At 73.9% G+C, this 1794-nt stretch carries 1 protein-coding gene; it reads right to left on the minus strand.

What is annotated here, in order from left to right; genetic code table 11:
- A partial coding sequence (locus GT354_RS44545) for a condensation domain-containing protein (RefSeq protein WP_161362956.1) occupies positions 1-1794 on the minus strand: 1794 nt, incomplete at both ends.

Consider the following 1794-nt stretch of genomic DNA (forward strand, 5'->3'; position numbering starts at 1 on the left):
GATCGGCAGCGGGCCGGCCACTCGGGCGCGCAGGTCCGGCGTGGCCACCACCGCGACCGCGTCGGCGGCGGCGAGCAGCGCGCGGATGCGTTCGTCCGGATAGAGCGGGTCGAGCGGCAGGTATGCGCCGCCGGCCTTGAGGATGCCGAGCATGCCGACGATCAGCGCGGCGGAGCGCTCCACGAACAGGCCCACCGGCCGATCCGGTCCCACTCCGGCCGCGCGCAGCCGATAGGCCAACGCATTGGCCCGGGCGTCGAGTTCGCCGTAGCTGAGCACCCCGTCGGCGCCGCGGACGGCCGGTGCGTCCGGGGTCCGGCGGGCCTGTTCCTCGATCAGCGCGTGCAGCGTGCCGGTCGCGTCCCAGTCCCGCGCGGTGTCGTTCCACCCCGCGAGCAGGCGCTCCTCGCCGGCGGTGAGCAACGGCAGGTCGGCCACCGGCCGGTCCGGATCGGCCGTCATCGCGTCCAGGATCGTGGTCAGGTGGCCGAACGTGCGCCGGATGGTCGCCTCGTCGTAGAGCACGCTGCGCCAGACCAGGTCGGCGACGAGTTCGTCGGCCGGCCCGGTGTCGAGTACGGCGACGGCCAGGTCGAACTTGGCGGCGCCGGTGTAGGTGTCGCCCCACTCGACCTCGATGCCGGCCAGCGTCGGATGCGCCGCAGCCTGGTTGTGCACGTTGAGCAGGACTTGGAACAGCGGCGTGTAGGCGAGTTCGCGCTCCAGGCCGAGCGCGTCGATCAGTCGGTCGAACGGCAACTCCTGACGTGCGAACGCGGCAAGGGTGTCCTCCCGGACGCGCGCGAGCAGTTCGCGCACGGTGGGCTCGCCGGACAGGTCGGTGCGCATCGCAAGCGTGTTGACGAAGCAGCCGATCAGGTGATCGGTGCTGCGGTGCGTGCGACCGGCGACCGGACTGCCCACCGTGACGTCGGTGACCCCGTTGTAGCGGGCCAGCACGGTTTGCAGCGCGGCCAGCAGCACCATGTAGGTGGTGCCGCCGGTGCGTTCGGCCAGTGCGCGGATCCGGCGCGAGCGGTCGGCGCCGAAGCCGACCTGGATCCGCTCGCCGCGGGTGTCCGCGACGGCCGGGCGCGGGCGGTCCACCGGCACGGTGACCGTGCCGGGCGCGCCGTCCAGGCGGGCCCGCCACCAACCCTGTTGCCGGTCCAACTCGTCGGCGAGGGTGGTCTGCTGCCGATACGCGACGTCCGCGTACTGCACCGGCAGCGGGGGGAGCATGGGCGGGTGCCCGGCGCAGCGCGCGGTGTAGGCCGCGGCCAGGTCGCGGAACAGCACACCCACCGACCACCCGTCGGCGGCGATGTGGTGCAGCACCACGCTCAGCGTCCAGCGGCCGTCCGAGCGCAACAGGGCGGCGCGGATCGGGATTTCGGTTGCGAGCTCGAACGGCCGGCGGGCCTCGGCGGCCAGCAGGTCGGCCAGTTCCGGACCGGGGACGTCGAGCACGTCCACCCGGAACTGGTCGACGTCGTGCACGGTGGGCAGTACCTGCCCGTCCAGACTGGGATACACCGTGCGCAACACCTCGTGGCGGGCCACCACGTCGGTCAGGGCGGCCGCCAGCGCGTCCTCGTCGGGCGGGCCGGACAGCCGCAGCACGAGCGGCATGTTGTAGGCGGCGCCGTCCGGTTCGTACTGGGCCAGGAACCACATCCGGCGCTGCGCGGCGGACAGCGGCGCGGGCACGTCGGCGGGGCGGGGTAGCAGTTCGGCCCGGGGGGTGGCCGCACGGGCGCGGGCCAGTCGGCGGCGCAGCAACTCGCGGCGCGC

This window comes from Streptomyces sp. SID3343, assembly GCF_009865215.1.
Taxonomy (GTDB): domain Bacteria; phylum Actinomycetota; class Actinomycetes; order Streptomycetales; family Streptomycetaceae; genus Embleya.